Genomic DNA, 18,581 nt, shown 5'->3' on the forward strand with positions numbered 1-18,581 from the left:
CCCGGCTCACCGCCCGGCTGCGTAGTGCTGCTGCACCAGGGTCGCCGAGAGCTGGGTGGTGTACACCGACGCCCACGCGAGCGCGCCCCGGAAGTTGTAGCCGGCAGGCGCGTTCGGCCAGGTGGCCAGATTGTCGTAGCCCACCCGCCAGGCACCGGTGAAGACCTGCGCGGTGGTGGTCGTGGGGTCGCTGGCGACCAGGGCGCCGTCGACGTAGAGCCGCTGCCCCGTCGGCCCGAGCGTGCCGACGACCTGATGCCACTGGCCGTCCGCGTACGACCCGGGGCTGGAGATCAGCTTGAACGCGTTGGGGAAGACTCCGAAGTACAGCTGGCCGGTGGTGGACATGTAGATGTGCCGGTCGTACAGGCTGGAGATCAGCAGCTGGTTGTTGGCGTCGCTGAAGCCGATGAGCCGCCCGCCGATGGTGGCGCCGGTCTGGAACCAGATCTCCACGCTGAAGACCGTGGGGTTGACGAGCGACGCCGTGCTGGCGATGTAGTTCGTCGAGGAGGCCGTCCCGCCGGACACCACGGCACTGATGGAGGTGTCGCGCGGGCACGGCCGGGAGGTGGTGGTCGACCAGGCACCGAGGGTGGCATAGGTGCCGTTGCGCCCGTTGCCTGAGACGTCGGCCGCGCCCAGCAGGAGGGTCTCCGACAGCGGAAAGGCGAAGAAAGACGGGCCCTGCGGTGAGGTCGCGGCCGCCAGACAGGTGAAGTAGGGATTGGACGCCGCAGAGTTCGTCGGGTTCGTGACCCGTGCGGCGAACGCGCTCTGCGTCGGCGGGACCACGGCGGCAGCGAATGCCGCTGACAGGGCCAGCACGGCGATGAGCTTCTGGGAACGACGGCTCGACGAGCGTCGGTGGTGAGCCGGAACCGCGAGCGGACCCCCCGTCGTTCCGCTGTCGACCGGCCCGCCCGGTGGGTCGTCATCGGGCGCCTCCGGACGGCGGGACTCCCGGGACAGCACGAGGGCCACCAGGAGCGGGACGGACCAGATGAAGATCAGCGCGACCCACCACGCCAGGGTGAGGTGGACGGCGGAGGTGAGCTCGTACCCGTTCGCTCCAGGCTCCCCGGAAGCGGTCAGCGCACCGATGCCGCCGTCGACGAGATCCAGGTGATCGCCCCCGGTGGCCGAGATCCGGATGGGCAACAGGCCGGTCGAGACCAGGGTCAGCTCCGTGCCGTCCTGGGCCGGCACGGTGACCATCACCAGGAAGTTGACGAACGGCTTGAGGATCGCCGCGCACCCGGACACCAGGATGGACGCACCCAGGATCCGGATCGCCGCCCGGCGGTCCGGCAGGGCCCAGCGCCGCGGCAGGACCCACAGCAGCAGGCCGCCGATCACCAGGACGGGAAGCGCCTTCAGCAGCCATCCGACGCCCCACCAGCGGGCGACGACCCGGCCGATCAGGTCGTCGGTGTGCAGGATCGACGGGTCCTCGGCACCGTTGATGTCGCCGCGGGTGTGCAGACCGCCGGCAGCATCGATCTCGACCACCCGGTGGGTGTAGATCCGACCCGCGGTGGCCGGCGAGCGGAAGGTGACGATGTCGCCGACCTCGACCTCGCCGGTCGTCACCGGCCGGGTCAGCACCAGGGTGCCGACCGGAGCGGCCTCACCCATCGACGGCGTCGCCACCGTCTGCCAGCGACCACCGGTCGTCCACCAGAGCGCCGCCGCCAGCAGGGCGAGGACGACGGCCGCGCCGGCCGCCGTCCTCGCCCACGGGGAGATCGATCGCCCGCCCCGGTCGACCGGCCGTGAGTCCTGCGCCTCCGGCGTCTGCAGGAGGTCCTCCAGCGACACGGCCACCGGCGCGTCACCTGAGCTCACGACGACGATCTCCCGTTCTCGATCAGCGGACGACGGTGGTGCGGATCAGGAGCTCAAGGTCCACAGCAGCGTCTGCGAGGCGCTCAGACCCTGGTAGGTGTTGCCGGCCGTGGCGTCGACGAACACCGACACCACGAACGGGACCGCGGCGCCGCCGGGAGCGGGAGCCGGGATCAGCGAGGCCGGAATGACGATCGGGGCGGTCAGCGCCGCCGCGGTTCCGGTGTAGACGACGGTCGCGCCGGACGTGATGGACACCCGGAGCTTGGCGCAGAAGTCCGTCGCGCTGCCGTTGATCGCCCCGTTGTTGGTCTGCGCGCACACACCCGGGGTCAGGGTGAAGCTCGCGGCGGCCGCGGTTCCGGTGTTGCGGAACGCGATGTTGGTGGTCACCACGTTGGTCGGGGTGGTGTTCGAGGCCGACGGCACCATCGTGGTCGATCCGCCGTACTTGTTGATGGTGGCGCAGGTGGCCGCGTTGGTGTTGATGGTGTTGGCGGAGTTGGCGCCGGTGCTGTCGTTGCTGTTGCAGACCGTCGCGCCGCTGGTCTCCTGCAGGATCAGGGTGCCGGTGGCCGCGGTGTTGACCGTGTTGGTGATCGCCGCGGTGAACGCGGAGAACGTGTTCGTCATGGACAGCGACAGGACGACGGCGCTCAGGAGACCGGCGACGATCAGGAGCGAGGACCTGCGACGGCGGCGCGTCGGGGGGATCGGATCGGATGCAGCGGAGGGTGAGTCGGGCACGGGAAACCTTTCGGAGGGGGAGGTGGTGGAGAACGATCGACATCACCGGCGCATCGCCTCGACGGGCGGCGCGACGTGACGAGGGGAAAGGGCGCACTGCATCTCCTCACCCATGACCAATGTGAGCGGTACCAGGAGTTCTGTCCACGGGTCTGCGGTCCGATCCCTCTCCCGAGCCGGATATATGGAGCGGAAGAATGTCTTGATCTTGCAATACTCACGTGCGGTGATGAGGTGATACCCAAAAGATGCGCCCGGTCCGGCAAACCGGGCTCCCGGCCGTCACGAATCACTCATCAGAACCCGAGACCCTCTGTGAACGAGGCACTATCGGGTGTCACTCATGGTCACGTGCCCCCGGTCGGGGGGAGGGGATCCGGTTCAGATGACATTCCGATCCTCTTCCGACCGGGACCTGTGGTGGACGCAACCCAATGGGTATCCGTGAAGTGGCGCGAATCGTCGTGAGTGAATGGCGCGAATCGTCGCGTTGGCGCGATTCGTCGTATTCCGACCGGGGGGCGGAACACAAAGTCGGGGTTCATCGGGGCCTGAACGGGACCGACCGAACCGACGACGGCATCGGCCCCGCGCTCCTGGGGGGCCGGCCCGCGAGCCGCCCCGGCTATCCGGTCAGGCTGCGCCCACGTTTGGCGGCGTACATGAGCCGGTCGGCGGCATCGATCACTCGGTCCGGGTTGTCCCCGGCATGCGCGAGATGGGCCCCCATACTGGCCGGCACGGTCACCGTGCGTCCGTGGACGATGTGCGGTTCGGTCAGCGACTGCTCCACGCGGGAGGCGAGGGCCTCGAGCCCCGGGAGGTCGACACCCGTTGCCAGGACGGCGAACTCGTCACCGCCCAGGCGCGCGACGGTGTCCCCGGGACGAACCGCTCGACGCAGTCGGTGCGCGACCATGGCCAGCACCTCGTCGCCGGCGCCGTGCCCGAAGATGTCGTTCACCGGCTTGAACCCGTCGAGGTCGATGTACAGGACACCGCTGCTCGCGACATGCCTGGTCGTCCGCGTGCGGGTCCGCAGCGCGGCGGTCAGCCGGCGGTGGAACAGGGCCCGGTTCGCCAGACCGGTCAGCGGGTCGTGCGAGGCGGCGTGTTCGAGCTCGGCCTCCGCGCGTCGACGGCGGGTGGTGTTGACATGGGAGATCACCGCCCCGCGGACCGGGCCCGCCAGGGCGCTGATCCGGGCGAGGAACCAGCGCTCGACCCCCGGTGTGGGACACGGGTACTCGTACTCCTGCTCGACGCACCGGCCGCTCAGCACGGCCCGCAGGCGGACGGCCACCTCGGCGGCGTCCACACATCCGGCGCGGGCCGATCGGGCGCAGACGTCCAGGTAGTCGACCCCCACCCCGCTGTCGCTGTCCGGTTCGCCGTGGTCCAGGGCGAACATGCGCCAGGTGTGGTTGACGGCGACGATCCGTCCCCGATGGTCCAGCACGGCGGTGGCGTCGGGCAGTGCGTCCAGGGCCGCTGACGCCAGCCCGCCGACCGACCAGAGCGGGCCGTGGTCCGGTGGGGACAACTGCACCGGCACCGTGGCGAGGGACTCGTCGGTGCCGGACGGCGGCCTCCCGGCGTGGTCGTCGGGGGATCCGGTCTGCGGGTCGGACCGAGTCGGCGGCGGCAGGGGCCTGCGGGCCGGGGCCCGGGGGAGCGGGTCCGTGACGGGGAGCGTTGCGGTCAGCAGGCGGGCGGTGGACGGCGCCGGCGCCGGGGCGGCCCAGAGGAACCCCTGGCCGTGATCGCATCCGAGGGCACGGGCCTGGTCCGCCTGCTCCCGGGTCTCGATGCCCTCGATCGTGGTGTGCAGCTTCATGGCCGACGCCAGACCGGTGACGGCGGAGACGAGCGCGTTCCCGACCGGCGTGCCCAGTGCGACGGCGACCGCCCGGTCGATCTTGATGCCGTCCACCGAGAGAGACACCAGATGTTCGAACGACGACCAGCCGGTTCCGAAGTCGTCGAGCCACACCTGGAACCCGTTGTGCCGCATCCGTTGCACCAGGGCGTGGGCGTCACCGCCCCGGACGTCGATCTGGGCCGTCTCGGTGAGTTCCAGGTCGACCGACGTGGGGCTGATCCCGGCGTCGAGGACGACCTCGTGGACGGTGGCGGCGCTGTCGCGGTCGGTCAGATGGCGCCCGGACAGGTTGACCTGCAGACGGAGATCGGGAAGCTGACGCTGCCAGGGCGCGAACTCGCGCAGGGCCCGGCGCATCACGGCCAGATCGAGCATCATGATCAGGTCGCTGTTCTCGGCCAGCGGGACGAACTCCAGGGGATCCACCACCCCGCGAGCCGGGTCCTCCCATCGGGCCAGGGCCTCGAGACCCCGGACGGCCCCGGTCGTCAGGTCCACCACCGGTTGGTACCAGGGGACGATCTCCCCGTCCCGGATGGCCCGGGCGATCTCGTCGGTGGCCGGCGCCCCGTCCAGGCGGCCCTCCCGCAACCGGCGCAGGAGATCCAGCTGATCCTCGACGACGCTGCCGAACTGGGTGAGCCGTCCCACCAGGTCCGGGCCGATCTCGCGTCGTGCGGGATCCAGGACGCACACCGCACCGACGACCATGGATTCCCGACCGACGAGCGGCACGCCGACGTAGGACCCGATCTCCCCGTCCGCCACTGCGGTGAAGTCCGCGAAGCGCGGATCCCGCGCGGCTTCACCCACCGCCACCGCCCGCCCCGACCGGACCACCTCGTCGCAGAACGTCTGCGACCGCGCCACGGACGAGGGGCGTCCGGTACCCACCGCGGCAATGGTGTGCTGCTTCTCGTGGTCCACGATGTTCACCCGCACCTCGGGAAAACCCATGGTTTGCGAGATCAACGTCAGCAGAGTCTCCAGCTTCGCCGTCGACGAGCCCTGAGCGAGATAGTGCTGCGCAGAGCGGCTTCTGCGTGACTCGTAGCTCATGGGCACTGACGGATGGTAGGGCCGTGGGGTGCGTGTGTCGTGCCGCCGAAAGGAATTGGCGCGATATGTGGTGTGCCGGTCGGGAATGGCGGACCGGATGCACCGGGATGGGCGGGAGTCGTCGGTTTTCGGGTTGTGAGATGCCGTGGGGGATCCATTCCGAACCCGCCCGTGCGCCCGGCCTACGGACGACTGCCCGGAGCCGAAGGGAGGGGTGGATCAGCGGCGACCGGCGGCGAGGACCAACCGCACGACGGTTCGGGGTGGCTGGTCGTCACGACGGGGGAGCCGCGGACGTCGCTCGTCGATGAACGGCCGGCCGAGCGGGCGGGCCGGATCCGCCCGGCGGTACGGTTCCGGGGTCCGTCCGACGGGGCGGCACGCCACGACCCGTGCAGGGTGGTGGCGCCGGTCCGATCGGTGGTGGCAGCCCGGCCACCGTCTCTGCGGGAGGCAGCAGTGTCGGCGTCGGTCCCTCGTCCCGGTCAGGCCCGGGCCCCCCGGACCGTGCCCTTCGGCCCTGATGCCTTCACCCGCACCGAGGGCACCGAACTGCGCTGGCTCGGCATGGCCGGCTTCCTACTGACGTCGCACGGCACCGCGGTGATGATCGATCCGCTGCTGGGTGGGTTCGACATGCCCCTGCTCATCGACCTGCCGATCACCGCCGCACAGGTGCCTCAGCTGGACGCCGTGCTGGTCACCCACGCCGACAACGACCACTACAGCCGGGCCACCTGCCGGGAGCTCGCCGGTGTCACCGCCGCGTTCCACTCCACGCAGTACGTCGGGTCGGAGATGGCGGCGGAGGGCCTTCCGGGCCACGGGCACGTCATCGGTGACGTCTTCTCCGTCGGGCCGCTGCGCATCACCGTCACCCCGGCCGACCACGCCTGGCAGAACGACTCGCCCGGGGCGGCCGACCGGGTGTTCGCCGACGAGGACTCCTGCGGATTCTGGATCGAGACCCCGGACGGCACGGTGTGGGCACCGGGGGACTCCCGGCTCATCCGCGACCACCACCTCACCATGCCCGCCGCGGACGTCATGCTGTTCGACTTCTCGGACAGTGACTGGCATTTCGGGCTGGACGGGGCCGTCGAGATGGCCAACACCTACCCCGACACGACGCTGCTGCCCTATCACTGGGGTTCGGTGGACGCCCCGGACTTCCCGCCGTTCAACGGTGACCCCGCCGTCCTGCCCGACCGGGTGACGAACCCGGGGCGCATCCGGGTCCTCGCGCCGGGGGAACCGTTCCGCCTCCCTCGCTGACGCCTCACTCGAACAGGAGCACGTGATGCACGACCGCACACTCGGCCAGGGGCTGCAGGTCTCGGCCATCGGCCTGGGCTGCATGGGGATGTCGCAGAGCTACGGTCCGAACCCCGGCAGCCGCGACGACATGATCGGCGTGCTGCGCGGCGCCGTCGACCTGGGGGTCACGTTCTTCGACACCGCCGAGGTCTACGGCCCCTACGTCAACGAGGAGCTCGTCGGCGAGGCGCTGGCCCCCGTCCGCGACCAGGTCGTGCTGGCCACCAAGTTCGGCTGGCGCATCGAGGACGGCGCGTCGGTCGGGCTGAACAGCCGGCCCGAGCAGATCCGCAAGGTCGCAGACGCGAGCCTGCGCCGGCTGCGCATCGACACCATCGACCTCTTCTACCAGCACCGGGTCGACCCGGACGTGCCGATCGAGGAGGTCGCCGGGACGGTGGGGGAGCTGGTGGCCGCCGGCAAGGTCCGCCACTTCGGGCTCTCCGAGGCGGGGGCGGCGACCCTGCGTCGCGCGCACGCCGTGCACCCGGTGACCGCGCTGCAGAGCGAGTACTCGCTGTGGACCCGTGACCCCGAGGCGGAGGTGCTGCCCACCTGCGCCGAGCTGGGCATCGGCTTCGTCCCGTTCAGTCCCCTCGGCAAGGGGTTCCTCACCGGCACCGTGGACCCGTCCACCTCGTTCGCCGACGGCGACGTGCGCGCGGGGATCCCCCGGTTCACCTCCGAGAACCGGGACATCAACCAGGTCCTCGTGAACCGCGTCCGCGCCATCGCCGACGGTCACGACGCCTCCCCGGGGCAGGTGGCGCTGGCCTGGCTGCTGGCCCAGCAGAGCTGGATCGTGCCCATCCCGGGCACCCGCCGCCTCGAGCGGCTCGGGGAGAACGCCGCCGCCACCGCCGTGGCCCTGAGCGCGGACGAGATCGCCGACCTCGACGCCCTCGCCAGCACGGCGGGAGTCGCCGGGGATCGCTACAACGCGATGCACATGGGGCTGGTCGGGCGCTGACCCGGCTTTGCGCCCCGGAACCCAGGGGTGGGCGGTCCCGGGCGTGTTCGCGCCCGGGTGGGGTGAACGCGCCCTGATTGCATGAACGCGCCTCGCGTGAGCGGCGCGAACATTCATCGTGGGCGCGTGGGGGACCACGCGCCCGGGGTTGAGCGAACGCGCCTCCAGCGAGGGGCGCGAACGTTCATCGTGGGCGCGCGGGGGACGACGCGCCCGGGGTCGAGTGAACGCGCCCCAGTTGCGTGAACGCGCCCCAGTTGCGTGAACGCGCCCCAGTTGCGTGAACGCGCCTCCAGCGAGGAGCGCGAACGTTCATCGTGGGCGCGTTCTAGAGGACGTGCCGGGGTCGAGTGAACGCGCTCCGATTGCGTGAACGCGCCTCGGACGAGGGGCGCGAACGTTCATCGCGGGCGCGTGGGGGAGATCGGGCCGGCACCGTGGGGCGCGGGCGGGCCCGGGCAAGTGGTCGGCGGCGTCGGGTGCGGCTCGGGAGGGACAGCTCAGGCGCCAGGACGGGGGACCCGGCGTGTTCGCGCCCGAGTTGCGTGAACGCGCCTCCGACGAGCGGCGCGAACGTTCATCGCGGGCGCGTGGGGGACCACGCGCCCGGGGTTGGGTGAACGCGCCCGAGTTGCGTGAACGCGCCTCCGACGAGCGGCGCGAACGTTCATCGTGGGCGCGTTCGAGAGGGCGTGCCCCGGCCGTCCGGACGCCGACCCGATCCCGCGCGCAGCACCACCCAGCGCACCCCCCTCACCACCCTCAGCAAACTTTGCAAAAAATAAACTTGCTGCTACGGTCGTCCTCGGGTCGCCGCTGACCCCCCCTCGACGCGGCGGCCCGCAGCTCCGCTCCCGGCCGCGCCGCCCCACCGGCCGCACCGCCTCCGTCGACCGCCGCGTCGGCGCCGCAGGTGTGGCAGGGCCGCAGGTGCACCAGGGCAGTACGACACGACCACGCTCTCGACGATGAGGCAGGATTCCCGTGACGATCACCGAGCTCGACAAGGCCGAGACCGCCGGCGCAGGTACGGCGAAGAACCGCCTGGGCGTCATCGACGTCGACTTCCACCCGATGCCCATCCCCAGTGATCCGCAGGTCGCCGAGCACCTGCCGCAGCGGTGGCGCGACCACATCGCCCGCTACGGCCTCGGCTCGTTCGGGGGAGGGGTGTCGCCGGCGCAGCGGGAGTTCACCCACCGTCTGGACGCTGTCGACGTGAACGGCCGGGTGGGCGTCGACCCCGCGCTGGCCATCGAGCAGGTCGTCGACCTGTACGACATGTCCGCGGTGGTCCTCACCTGCCCTCAGACGTACATCATCACCAGCGGCGGCGTGAACATGCCGCACGAGCTGGCCACCGCCCTGTACCGCGCCTACAACGACGCGCTGGCCACCACCTGGTGCGGGCACGACGAGCGGTTCCGGGCCTCGATCACCGTGGCCCGCGACATCCCCGGCGGGGAGCGGGAGATCGAGCGGTGCATGACCGAGCACCCCGGCTCCTTCGTGCAGGTGCTCATGTCCCCGTCCGGCGCCGACCCCATCGGCCGCCGCCGCTACTGGCCGATCTTCGAGGCCTGCGAGGCGTACGACATCCCGCTGGGCTTCCACGTCCCCGGTATGGGTCGGCAGCCCACCGGCGCGGGCAAGCAGAGTTTCTACGGCGAGATGCACGCCGCCTTCTCGGTTCTCCCGCTGTCCATGGTGCCCAGCCTCATCTTCGAGGGCGTGTTCGACCGCTTCCCCAAGCTGAAGATCGCCGCCCTGGAGCTGGGCTGGGACTGGGTGGTGCCGTTCAGCTGGCGGCTGGACGCCGTCTACGACAAGCACCGCGAGGACCTGCCGCACCTGTCGCGCAAGCCGTCGGAGTACCTGCGCGAGCACTTCTGGTTCAGCACGCAGCCGCTGGAGGAGCCGGAGAAGCCCGAGATGACCGAGGGCGTCTTCCGGATGTTCGAGGAGGCCGGGTTCGCCGACCGGTTGATGTTCTCCAGCGACTACCCGCACTGGGACTTCGACTCCCCGTACGAGTCCGTCCCCGAGCACTTCCCGGAGGATCGTCGCCGCCGCATCCTCGGCGAGAACGCCAGCAAGCTCTACCGTCTGCCGCTCAAGCCCGGTCACGGCCTGCCGTCCCCGACGGACGTCTGATCGTGCTCCGCACCACGGCGCTCACCCGCCGTCGGTTGGCCGGCGTGCTGAACTACGAGGACGCCCGGCGGGCGGCGAAGCGGGCCCTGCCCAAGTCGATCTACCAGTACATCGACGCCGGCTCGGAGGACGAGCTGACCCTGGGCTGGAACCGCCAGGCGTTCACCGATCTGTCGTTCGCCCCCCGCGGGGCGGTCTGGGTCCCGGACCCGAAGCTGGCCACCACCGTGTTCGGCATCCCGATCTCCATGCCGATCATGACGGCGCCCTGCGGCGGCATGCGGCTCATCCACCCCGACGGTGACCTGGGCATCGCCCAGGCCGCCCACGAGGCGGAGACCATCCACGTCTCGACGTCGGCGTCCGGGTTCTCCCTGGAGGAGATCGCGCAGGTGCCGGGGCCGAAGTTCTTCCAGGCGTACCGGTTCTCCAACCAGGAGGCGATGAAATCCCTGGTCCGCCGGGCCGATGCCGCCGGGTACGCCGGGCTCGTCGCCACCATCGACACCAGCGTGGGCGGCAACCGGGAGCGGGACTTCCGCAACGGGTTCAGCTACAACATGCGGATCAACCTGCAGAACGTCGTCAGGATGACGCCGCGGGTCATCGGCCACCCGGGCTGGGTCTACCGCTTCACCCGGGACGGCATGCCGTTCAAGCTGCCGAACACCGCGGACATCACCCCCGACGGCAAGCCCATGGAGCTCTCCGCGCTGACCCGCACCGGCGCGGAGTCCCACTCCCCGGACTGGGACGACATCGCCTGGATGCGGGCGAACTGGGCCGGCCCGCTGATCATCAAAGGCGTGCTCACCGTGGCCGACGCGCAGCGGGCGCGCTCGCTCGGCGCCGACGGGATCATCGTGTCCAACCACGGCGGCCGTCAGCTCGACGGGGCGCCGGCCACCCTGCGGGCGCTGCCCCGCATCGTGGACGCGGTCGGCAACGACCTGGAGATCATCCTGGACAGCGGCATCCGCCGCGGCGCCGATGTGGTCAAGGCGCTCTCGCTGGGCGCCCGCGCCGTGCTCGTCGGCCGCTACCCGGCCTTCGGCCTCGCCGCCGGCGGCACCGCCGGGGTGAGCCACGTGCTGGAGCGCATGCGGATCGAGCTGATCCGCACCCTGCAGCTGTTGGGCTGCCACGACATCCACGACCTGGACGCGAGCTGGGTGACCGACCGGTCGACCCGGCCGCTGTCCGAGACCGAACCGGAGCTGGTGCAGCGATGACCGAACAGATCACCGATCCGACGGCCGGGAACGAGCCGGCACCGGCGAGGGCGAAGAAGCCCCAGCGCTACGTGGTCGGCCGGGTGGAGGACTTCCCGGAGTCCGGGCGGCTGCTGGTCGAGGTGAACGGCCGGGAGATCGGCGTGTTCCAGGTCGACGGCGAGTTCCACGCGGTGCTCAACCGTTGCCCGCACCTGGGCGGCCCGCTGTGCTACGGCCAGATCGTGAGCAAGGTGTCGTCCCCGGCGCCGGGCATCGTCAACCTGGACCGTTCGCAGACCCTGCTGACCTGCCCGTACCACAACTGGGAGTTCGACATCCGGACCGGGCAGTCGTACTTCGACCCGCACGGCCTGTCCGCCCGGCCGTTCCCCATCGGGGTGGAGGCCGGCACCGCCCTGCAGTCCGACGTGCAGTCCGGGATCGCCGGCATGGTGCCCGGCCCGTACCAGGCCGAGAAGTTCGACGTCGAGGTCGAGGAGCAGTACATCGTCCTCACCCTCAAGGCGCCGTCCCGGCGCCGCGTCGCGACAGCCCCGGTCCCGGACGGCCCCACCGACGTGGCCGTCCCGGGGCCGGCCACGGCCGAACCCGTCGAGCCGCGGCCCACCGTGCCCCAGCCGGTCACCGAGGCCGGGTCGGCACCCGCCCCCGTCCCGCCCGCCGCCTCCTGACCCACCGTCCCGCACGCGGCGGCACCCATACGCGAAGGACCAGACAATGACGACTGTTCTCCCGCAAGCGACCCGGCCCTCGACGTGGACCGGCGCGGTCATCGACTGCGACGTACACGCCAACGTCCCCTCGCTGGACGCGATCCTGCCGTACCTCGATCCGGTGTGGCAGGAGGCGACCCGCGAGCGCGGCTGGCACGGCCCGACCGGCCCGGCGCTGAGCTACCCGCCCGGCGCTCCCACCACCGCCCGAGCCGAGTGGCGGCAGGCCGACGGCACCAGCGCCACCCGGGTCGAGCTGCTGCAGCAGCAGGTGCTCGAACCGTGGCGGACCGAGAAGGCGGTGCTGAACTGCTACTACGGCGTCGACTCGCTGCGCCACCCCGACTGGGCACCGGCACTGGCCCGGGCGGTCAACGACTGGATGGTCGCCGAGTGGTTCGCCGCCGACGAGCGCCTGGTCGGCTCCCTGGTCATCCCGGCCCGCGACCCGCTGGCCGCGGCGGCCGAGATCGACCGCATCGGTGGGCATCCGCAGTTCAAGCAGGTCATGCTGCCGGTCCGCTCCGAGCGGCTCTACGGGCAGCGCTACTTCCACCCCATCTACGAGGTGGCGGAACGGCACGACCTGGTCCTGGGGTTGCACTGGGGTGGGACCACCGAGGACGCGCCGTCGCCGACCGGGTACGCCGGGCACTACGCCGAGGAGTACGCGGTGGAGACCCAGCTGTACCTGGCCCAGCTGACCAGCGTCATCTTCGAGGGCGTGTTCCAGAAGTTCCCCACGCTGCGGTTCGCGGTGATGGAGGGCGGGTTCACCTGGGTGCCCACCTGGGGCTGGAGCATGAACAAGAAGTGGAAGGGCCTGCGGCGCGACTTCCCCTGGCTGGACCGGCTCCCGCTGGACATCGTCCGCGACCACATCCGCTTCTCCGTCGCCCCGTCCGACCTCGGTTCGGTCGCCCAGACCCGGACCATCCTGGACTGGCTCGGTTCCGAGGACATCCTGATGTTCGCCACCGACTACCCGCACCGGCACGACGACGACCTGGAGCTCCTGCTCGAGGCCATGCCGGAGACCATGCGGCCCAAGCTGATGGCCGAGTCGGCCCGGCAGTGGTACCGGCTGTGAGCCGACCGAACCGGTTGCGGGACAGACTGTCCGGCGGCGGGAACGCCACCGGACTGTCCTGCGTGCTCGGCGACGCGCAGATCGCCGAGGAGTTCACCATGGCCGGGTACGACTACGTCTACCTCGACCAGCAGCACGGCCTCATCCCCGCCGAGCGCCTGGTGTCGATGCTCCGCGCCCTGGCCCGGGGGTCGGCCACCCCGCTCGTCCGGGTGGCCGGCAACGACCCGACCCTGATCGGGCAGGCGCTGGACGCCGGCGCCGAGGGCGTCATCGTCCCGATGGTCGAGGACGCCGACGCGGCGGCCCGGGCCGCGGCCGCCTGCCGCTACTTCCCGGACGGGACCCGCAGTTGGGGACCGATCCGGGCCACCCACGGGCTGGGTGGCGACCCGGCCACCGTCAACGGCCAGGTCATGTGCCTGGTGATGATCGAGACCGCGGCGGGTGTGGCCGATGTCGACGCCATCGTCTCCACCCCCGGCGTGGACGGCGTGTACATCGGGCCGGCCGATCTGTCGGTCAGCCTGGGCGGCGCCCCCACCGGCATCGAGGCGGCCACCGACCCGGCCCTGCACGACGCCGTCCGTTCCATCCGCGAGTCCTGCACCCGCCACGGCAAGGTCACCGCCATCACCGGCACACCGGCCACGCGTCATGCCGACGGCTTCGGCATGGTCACCGCCGGGTCCGACATCGGCTTCATCCGGGCGTCCCTCGCGGCGCTCGCCCACACCTCAGGAGGACCGGCATGAGCACCGTCGACACCGTCAACGGCCCCGTCGCACTCGAGGCCATCGGCCGCACCCTGACCCACGAGCACATCTTCACCAAGAACCCGGAGATCGAGGAGGGCTGGCCCGACCCCGAGTGGGAGGGCGAGGACGCCATGGTCGCCAAGGCCGTCGACACCCTCGACGAGCTCAAGACCCTCGGCATCGAGACCATCATCGATCTGACGGTCCCGGGTCTGGGCCGGTCCATCCCGCGCATCCAGCGGGTGGCCGCGGCCACCGCGGTCAACATCGTGGTGGCCACCGGCTACTACACGTTCAACGCCCTGCCCACGTTCTTCCAGACCCACGGCCCCGGGCTGATGGTCGACATGGACGACCCCATGCCGGCCATGTTCATCCGCGACCTGACCACCGGCATCGGCGACACCGGCGTCAAGGCCGTGATGATCAAGGTCGCCACCGACGAGCCCGGACTCACCCCCGGGGTCGAGCGGGTAATGGGGGCCGCGGCCACCGCGCACCTGGAGACCGGCGCCACCATCACCACCCACACCCACGCCCGGGAGTTCCGCGGCCGCGACCAGCAGGAGTTCTTCCGCTCCCGCGGCGTCCCGCTGGAGCACGTGCTCATCGGGCACTCCGGGGACAGCACCGACCTGGACTACCTGCGCGAGTTGATGGACAACGGCTCCACTCTCGGCATGGACCGGTTCGGCATGGTCTCCATGCGCAGTGATTCCGAGCGCGTGGACACCGTCGTCCGCCTGGTCGAGCTGGGCTACGCCGAGAAGCTGACCCTGTCGCACGACGCCGGGGTGTTCAGCATCAACACCCCGCCGTCGTTCCGGCGGCGCGAGTCCCCGGACTGGAACCACGCCCACATCTCGCGGGACATCCTCCCGCAGCTGCGTGAGCGCGGGGTCTCCGACGCAGACATCGACCAGATGATGATCACCAACGCCGCGCGCATCCTCGTCGGGGCCCGCTGACCATGCCCACCATCACCTATCACCACCTCGACGGGTCGGTCGACGAGATCGACGTCGTCCCGGGCACCTCCGTGATGCGCGGGGCCGTGGCCGGCGGGATCGCCGGCATCGTGGGGGAGTGCGGCGGGCAGGCCATCTGCGCGACCTGCCACGTGTACGTGCGTCCGGAGTACCTCGCCGCCCTGCCGCCGCTCAGCGAGGACGAGGAGGAGATGCTCGAGGAGACCGCCGCCCCGCGGGATCCCGAGCGCTCCCGGCTGGGCTGCCAGCTCAAGACCGGCCCGCGCCTGGAGAAGATCGTCGTCGACGTCCCGGCGGAGCAGTGAGCACGGCCCGCGGGATCGTCATCGTCGGCAGCGGCCAGGGCGGCGTCCAGCTGGCCGACTCCCTGCGCGGCGAGGGGTACACCGGACCCATCGACCTGTTCGGCACCGAGGTGCACCTGCCCTACCAGCGGCCGCCGCTCTCCAAGGACTTCCTGGGCGTGCCGGACGAAACGGGGCAGGACGCCACCGCCCTGCCCATCCGGGCCGAGAAGTTCTTCGTCGAACGGGATGTCACCTTCCACCCTGGGGTCGGTGTGGAGACGATCGACCCGGCGGCGGCCACGATCACCGCCGTGGACGGGCAGGTGCTGCCGTACCGCGACCTGGTGCTGGCCACCGGGGCGCGCAACCGCGCGCTGCGCATCCCGGGGGCCGAGCTGGCCGGGGTCCACTCCCTGCGCACCCTGGACGACGCCGCCGCGCTGCGGGCCGATCTGCTCACCGCGCGCCGGGCCCTGGTCGTCGGGGCCGGGTTCATCGGCCTGGAGTTCGCCGCGTCCGCCCGGGCCCACGGGGTCGAGGTCACCGTGCTGGAGATGGCGCCCCGGATGATGGGCCGCGTGCTGTCGCCGGAGATGTCCGACCACTTCCATGGGCAGCACACCGCCGCGGGGGTGCGCACGGTGTTCGGCGAGGGCATCACCGAGATCCTGGGTGAGGACGGCCGAGTGGTCGCCGGTGTCGGGTCGTCCGGGACGCGGTACCCGGCGGACCTCGTCGTCGTCGGCGTCGGGGTGCTGCCCAACATCGAGATCGCGCAGCAGGCCGGTCTCGCCGTCGGCAACGGCATCGTCGTCGACGAGTACCTGCGCAGCAGCGATCCCCACGTGTGGGCCCTCGGCGACTGCTGCGCCTACCCCGACGCCCGCACCGGCGCACTCATCCGGCTGGAATCGGTGCAGAACGCGGTGGATCAGGCCAAGATCCTCGCCCGCACGCTGACCGGGACACCCACGCCGTACGCCGCGACCCCGTGGTTCTGGTCCCACCAGGGCGGGAACCGGCTGCAGATCGCCGGTCTCATCCCCACCGATGCCCGCTCCGTGCTCCGCGGTGACCCCGCGAGCGGATCGTTCTCCGTCTTCCGTTTCGTCGGCGACGACTTCGCCGGCGCCGAGTCGGTGAACAACGCCGCCGACCACCTGGCCGCCCGGCGCATCCTGGACCGCTCCCTGCCGCTCACCCCGGAGCAGGTCGCCGATCCCACCTTCGACCTGAAGGGTCATTCGCGGACCAGCCCCGTCCCGGCCGCCTGACCCGGACCCGCCCGACCCGTTCCCCGCACCACCCTGCGACTCCTCCACACCGGGGACGGAGCTCGCCGCCCAGCACCTTCCCGCGATGCACTGGAGGATCCCGTGGACACGACGTCGTCTCCCGGCACCACAGCACTGAAGAGTTCGGCGCCCGACCACCTGGACCCGGCACAACGACGGCAGATCCGCCGGGTGCTGGTGTCCAGCTTCATCGGCTCGCTCATCGAGTGGTACGACTTCTACCTCTTCGGCCTGGCCTCGGCGCTGGTCTTCAACCAGCTGTTCTTCCCGACGGTGAGCTCCGCGGCGGGCACCCTGGCCTCCTTCGCCACCCTGGCCATCGGCTTCTTCGCCCGGCCCATCGGCGGCGCCATCTGGGGTCACTACGGCGACAAGCTGGGCCGCAAGAAGATGCTGGTGCTCTCGATCATCCTCATGGGTATCGGGACGACGCTGATCGGCCTGCTGCCGACCTACGCCCAGATCGGGATCGCCGCGCCCATTCTGCTCGTCGTGCTGCGCACCCTGCAGGGCGTCGCTGCGGGCGGGGAGTGGGGCGGTGCGGTGCTCATCGCCATGGAGCACTCCCGGCGTCGGCGCGGGTTCTCCACCAGCATCCCGCAGATGGGGCTGACCGGCGGGATCCTGCTGGCCACCGGCGTCTTCGCCCTGCTCACCCAGCTGCCGTCGGATGCGCTGCTCAGCTGGGGCTGGCGCCTGCCGTTCCTGCTGTCCTCGGTGCTGGTCGTCGTCGGGCTGTGGATCCGACTCGGTGTGCACGAGAGCCCGGTCTTCCTGGAGGCCCAGAAGAAGGCCGCGACCTCCGAGGTCGAGAAGGCCCCGATCATCGAGGTCCTGCGGCACCCCAAGACGCTGATCATCGCCATCGCCCTGGTGGTCGGCCCGTTCGCGGTCAGTTCGATCTACTCCACGTACGCCGCGGCCTACGGGCTGCAGACGGGGTTCACCCGGGCCGAGATGTCCGGGGTGGTGCTCCTCAGCGCGGCCATCGGCTTCCTCGGACAGCCCATCTTCGGGACGCTGTCGGACTACTGGGGGCGGCGGAACGTCACCCTCATCGGGCTCGCCATGCAGGCGGTCAGCGTGGTGTTCCTGTTCCGGGACCTGAACTCCGGGAACCTCGGAGCGCTGTACATCTCGATGGCCGCCATCGCCATCGGGCACTCCATCTGCTACAGCCCCGTCGCGGCCTGGCTGGGGGAGCTGTTCCCGACGCGCCTGCGGTACACCGGTGCCTCGCTCGGCTACCAGTTGGCCGGCTCCATCGGCGGTCTCACCCCGCTGATCTGCGCCGCACTGCTCATCGCCGGCGGCGGCACCTTCAACACCGGGTACATCGTGGCCTTCGGCATCGCGGTCAACGTGCTCGCGTTCGTCGCCGCCCTGGCCGCCCGGGAGACGTCGAAGGACGTGCTGTAACCCCGGTCGTCACCACACGTGTCATCCGTCCCGTAGGTCGGTCCCGGCGACGGGACCGGCCCACAGGCGCAACTCGTCCAGCTGCGAGATGAGCAGTTCACCGGTGCGGACGAAGTGCTCCTGCATGAGCTCGCCCGCCCGGTCGGCGTCGCCGGACTCCATGGCGTCGACGATCGCGGTGTGCCCGTGCCGGTTGACCTCGGCCCACCCGGGCACCGTCTGGAACGCCTCATTGAACCGCAGCGGCACGGAACGGATCGCGACGTCGGCGAACCAGACGAGGCGGTGCGCGCCGGAGACCGCGTGCACGGCGGAGTGGAACTGCTCGTTGAGGTCCAGGGCCGTCTGGCTGCGGTGGTCGACCAGCTCGGTGAGCGCACCGTTCAGGGTCCGGATCGCGGCGAGCTGCTCGGCGGTGGCGCGACGGGTGGCCCGCACGGCGATCTCGCCCTCCAGTCGGGCCCAGACCTGGTACGTGTCCTGCAGATCGGCCCGGTCCAGCGGCGCGACCCAGAATCCGCGGTGCGGCTCGTGCACGAGCCAGCCGTCCTGGGAGAGCTGGAACAGGGCCTGCCGCACGGGCGTCGAGCTCATCCCCATCAGCTCGGACAGCCGCGTCAGGCCCAGCCGCTCACCGGGGCGCACGTCGCCGGACAGGATGAGATCGCGGACGACACCGACGACGGCACCGCCCAACAGTTCCCGCTTGGCAGGTGCCCGCACCGCTGTCCCTCCCCGATCGCCTCCACAGGACCCCGTCCCGGTCGGCCCGCTGACGTGCACGTTCACGCCGGGCTGCGCCCTATTTCTACCCGACC

Annotated in this window: 15 protein-coding genes; 11 read left to right on the forward strand and 4 right to left on the reverse strand. The window is 71.0% G+C overall.

Annotated elements, in window-relative coordinates:
* Nucleotides 1–6: 6 nt before the first annotated feature.
* The 3 genes from J2S58_RS15305 to J2S58_RS15315 all read right to left on the reverse strand — a co-directional run bounded on the left by J2S58_RS15305 (nucleotide 7) and on the right by J2S58_RS15315 (nucleotide 5,536).
* Nucleotides 7–1,848, reverse strand: coding sequence for a LamG-like jellyroll fold domain-containing protein (locus tag J2S58_RS15305; RefSeq protein ID WP_205256574.1), 1,842 nt, complete (start codon nucleotides 1,846–1,848; stop codon nucleotides 7–9).
* Between the two features lie 45 nt (nucleotides 1,849–1,893).
* Nucleotides 1,894–2,595 (reverse strand): hypothetical protein, encoded by a 702-nt coding sequence (locus tag J2S58_RS15310; protein ID WP_205256573.1) that lies wholly within the window; start codon nucleotides 2,593–2,595, stop codon nucleotides 1,894–1,896.
* A gap of 625 nt (nucleotides 2,596–3,220) precedes the next feature.
* A complete protein-coding gene (locus J2S58_RS15315) occupies nucleotides 3,221–5,536 on the reverse strand; it encodes an EAL domain-containing protein (RefSeq protein ID WP_205256572.1) in 2,316 nt (771 codons plus the stop codon).
* A 507-nt stretch (nucleotides 5,537–6,043) separates the two neighbouring features.
* On the opposite strand from J2S58_RS15315, the gene J2S58_RS15320 reads away from it, so the two are divergent.
* The 11 genes from J2S58_RS15320 (at nucleotide 6,044) to J2S58_RS15370 (ending at nucleotide 17,763) form a co-directional block, all read left to right on the forward strand.
* Nucleotides 6,044–6,811 carry an MBL fold metallo-hydrolase gene (locus tag J2S58_RS15320; protein WP_205256571.1) on the forward strand — a complete coding sequence of 256 codons (768 nt, stop codon included), beginning with the start codon at nucleotides 6,044–6,046 and terminating at the stop codon, nucleotides 6,809–6,811.
* Nucleotides 6,812–6,836: 25 nt separating this feature from the next.
* Nucleotides 6,837–7,823, forward strand: a complete 987-nt coding sequence (locus J2S58_RS15325) for an aldo/keto reductase (protein WP_205256570.1) — start codon at nucleotides 6,837–6,839, stop codon at nucleotides 7,821–7,823.
* 984 nt (nucleotides 7,824–8,807) lie between these two features.
* Nucleotides 8,808–9,977 carry an amidohydrolase family protein gene (locus tag J2S58_RS15330; protein WP_205256569.1) on the forward strand — a complete coding sequence of 390 codons (1,170 nt, stop codon included), beginning with the start codon at nucleotides 8,808–8,810 and terminating at the stop codon, nucleotides 9,975–9,977.
* A 2-nt stretch (nucleotides 9,978–9,979) separates the two neighbouring features.
* Nucleotides 9,980–11,209 carry an alpha-hydroxy acid oxidase gene (locus J2S58_RS15335; RefSeq protein WP_205256568.1) on the forward strand — a complete coding sequence of 410 codons (1,230 nt, stop codon included), beginning with the start codon at nucleotides 9,980–9,982 and terminating at the stop codon, nucleotides 11,207–11,209.
* On the forward strand, nucleotides 11,206–11,883 hold the full coding sequence (locus J2S58_RS15340) for a Rieske (2Fe-2S) protein (RefSeq protein ID WP_205256567.1): 678 nt from the start codon (nucleotides 11,206–11,208) through the stop codon (nucleotides 11,881–11,883). Before J2S58_RS15335 ends, J2S58_RS15340 begins: the two co-directional genes overlap by 4 nt.
* Before the next feature lie 46 nt (nucleotides 11,884–11,929).
* Nucleotides 11,930–13,015 (forward strand): amidohydrolase family protein, encoded by a 1,086-nt coding sequence (locus J2S58_RS15345; protein WP_205256566.1) that lies wholly within the window; start codon nucleotides 11,930–11,932, stop codon nucleotides 13,013–13,015.
* Nucleotides 13,012–13,770, forward strand: a complete 759-nt coding sequence (locus J2S58_RS15350) for an HpcH/HpaI aldolase family protein (RefSeq protein WP_205256565.1) — start codon at nucleotides 13,012–13,014, stop codon at nucleotides 13,768–13,770. The genes J2S58_RS15345 and J2S58_RS15350 overlap by 4 nt, the downstream gene beginning before the upstream one ends.
* Nucleotides 13,767–14,741, forward strand: a complete 975-nt coding sequence (locus J2S58_RS15355) for a phosphotriesterase family protein (protein WP_205256564.1) — start codon at nucleotides 13,767–13,769, stop codon at nucleotides 14,739–14,741. The genes J2S58_RS15350 and J2S58_RS15355 overlap by 4 nt, the downstream gene beginning before the upstream one ends.
* A 2-nt stretch (nucleotides 14,742–14,743) precedes the next feature.
* Nucleotides 14,744–15,067 carry a 2Fe-2S iron-sulfur cluster-binding protein gene (locus J2S58_RS15360; protein ID WP_205256563.1) on the forward strand — a complete coding sequence of 108 codons (324 nt, stop codon included), beginning with the start codon at nucleotides 14,744–14,746 and terminating at the stop codon, nucleotides 15,065–15,067.
* Nucleotides 15,064–16,323, forward strand: a complete 1,260-nt coding sequence (locus J2S58_RS15365; protein WP_205256562.1) for an NAD(P)/FAD-dependent oxidoreductase — start codon at nucleotides 15,064–15,066, stop codon at nucleotides 16,321–16,323. Before J2S58_RS15360 ends, J2S58_RS15365 begins: the two co-directional genes overlap by 4 nt.
* A gap of 102 nt (nucleotides 16,324–16,425) precedes the next feature.
* Nucleotides 16,426–17,763 (forward strand): MFS transporter, encoded by a 1,338-nt coding sequence (locus tag J2S58_RS15370; protein WP_205256561.1) that lies wholly within the window; start codon nucleotides 16,426–16,428, stop codon nucleotides 17,761–17,763.
* Between the two features lie 21 nt (nucleotides 17,764–17,784).
* On the opposite strand, the gene J2S58_RS15375 is transcribed toward J2S58_RS15370, so the two are convergent.
* Nucleotides 17,785–18,486 carry a GntR family transcriptional regulator gene (locus J2S58_RS15375; RefSeq protein ID WP_205256560.1) on the reverse strand — a complete coding sequence of 234 codons (702 nt, stop codon included), beginning with the start codon at nucleotides 18,484–18,486 and terminating at the stop codon, nucleotides 17,785–17,787.
* Nucleotides 18,487–18,581 lie beyond the last annotated feature (95 nt).

Source organism: Nakamurella flavida (assembly GCF_030811475.1).
Taxonomy (GTDB): domain Bacteria; phylum Actinomycetota; class Actinomycetes; order Mycobacteriales; family Nakamurellaceae; genus Nakamurella; species Nakamurella flavida.

Coding starts and splice junctions, on each gene's coding strand:
- J2S58_RS15325 (WP_205256570.1), top strand. CDS start 6,837: ATGCACGACCGCACACTCGGCCAGGGGCTGCAGGTCTCGGCCATCGGC.
- J2S58_RS15315 (WP_205256572.1), bottom strand. CDS start 5,536: ATGAGCTACGAGTCACGCAGAAGCCGCTCTGCGCAGCACTATCTCGCT.
- J2S58_RS15355 (WP_205256564.1), top strand. CDS start 13,767: ATGAGCACCGTCGACACCGTCAACGGCCCCGTCGCACTCGAGGCCATC.
- J2S58_RS15340 (WP_205256567.1), top strand. CDS start 11,206: ATGACCGAACAGATCACCGATCCGACGGCCGGGAACGAGCCGGCACCG.
- J2S58_RS15360 (WP_205256563.1), top strand. CDS start 14,744: ATGCCCACCATCACCTATCACCACCTCGACGGGTCGGTCGACGAGATC.
- J2S58_RS15345 (WP_205256566.1), top strand. CDS start 11,930: ATGACGACTGTTCTCCCGCAAGCGACCCGGCCCTCGACGTGGACCGGC.